At 49.8% G+C, this 329-nt stretch carries 1 other RNA gene; it reads left to right on the top strand.

The features are described from left to right. Nucleotides 1-329, top strand: a transfer-messenger RNA (tmRNA) gene (gene ssrA, locus IDM40_RS27820); the annotation flags it as partial.

Below are 329 nucleotides of genomic sequence, written 5' to 3'. Positions count from 1 at the left end.
CGGATTCGACAGGGATAGTTCGAGCTTAGGTTGCGAGTCGAGGAGATGGCCTCGTTAAAACATCAACGCCAATAATAACTGGCAAATCTAACAATAACTTCGCTTTAGCTGCATAATAGTAGCTTAGCGGTTCCTCCCTCCATCGCCCATGTGGTAGGGTAAGGGACTCACTTTAAGTGGGCTACGCCGGAGTTCGCCGTCTGAGGACGAAGGAAGAGAATAATCAGACTAGCGACTGGGACGCCTGTTGGTAGGCAGAACAGCTCGCGAATGATCAATATGCCAACTACACTCGTAGACGCTTAAGTGGCGATATTTCTGGACGTGGG

This window comes from Nocardiopsis coralli, from assembly GCF_014892575.1.
Taxonomy (GTDB): Bacteria; Actinomycetota; Actinomycetes; order Streptosporangiales; family Streptosporangiaceae; genus Nocardiopsis; species Nocardiopsis coralli.
This window is presented reverse-complemented; position numbering and strand designations above follow the sequence as displayed.